Origin of the sequence: Actinoallomurus acaciae (assembly GCF_042429965.1) — a bacterium.
Classification (GTDB): Bacteria; Actinomycetota; Actinomycetes; order Streptosporangiales; family Streptosporangiaceae; genus Actinoallomurus; species Actinoallomurus acaciae.
Map to the genome: position 1 here is coordinate 1 of NZ_JBHLZP010001222.1, position 734 is coordinate 734.

General features: G+C 76.7%; 1 protein-coding gene. It reads left to right on the forward strand.

The features are described from left to right. Positions 1–734: metallophosphoesterase family protein (locus ACFFNX_RS51770; protein ID WP_512699896.1), on the forward strand; the 734-nt coding region annotated here is incomplete at both ends.

Below are 734 nucleotides of genomic sequence, written 5' to 3' on the forward strand. Positions count from 1 at the left end.
CCCGCCCTGCCGCCCGGCGACCTCATCGACGCGTACCGGCTCGACCCCACCGTCGTGAGCGGCGGCGTCTCCCGGCCGGTGCGCCCGGATCCCGAACGCCGCCACGTCGGGGTGGCCGAGTACGTCCAGGCGCACCTCGAGGCGGGCGGCGCGCCGGCCGGACACGGCTTCACCCCCGCGAACGCGGCCGACGGCACGGGGTACTACGTCTACGACGCCGTCCCCGGCGTCCGCCTGATCTGCCTCGACACGACCAACCCGGGCGGGTACGCCGACGGCAGCCTGGGCGCCCGGCAGGCCGCCTGGCTGGCCGACCGGCTCGCCGAAGCGCACGGCCCGGGCACCGACCGGGCCGTCATCCTCTTCTCCCACCACGGGATGTCGACCCTCACCAACGGGATACCGCCCGCCACCCCGGCGGAACGGCTGTCCGCCGACCTGGCCCGGCTGCTCCTGCGGGACTTCGAGCGGCTGCTGCACCGGTTCCCGAACGTGGTCGCGTGGGTGTCCGGGCACACCCACGTCAACCGGGTCACTCCACGGCCGGGGCCCGGCGGCGGCTTCTGGGAGATCTCGACGTCGTCCCTGGCCGAGTGGCCGGTCCAGGGCCGGCGCCTGGAGGTGGGTACGGCCGGACCCGGCCTCGTCGTGCTGCGCAGCACCAGCCTGGACTCGGCGGCGCCGGCCGACCCGGCGGCCGGCGACGGACTGTGGCGGCTGGCCGCCCTCCACCG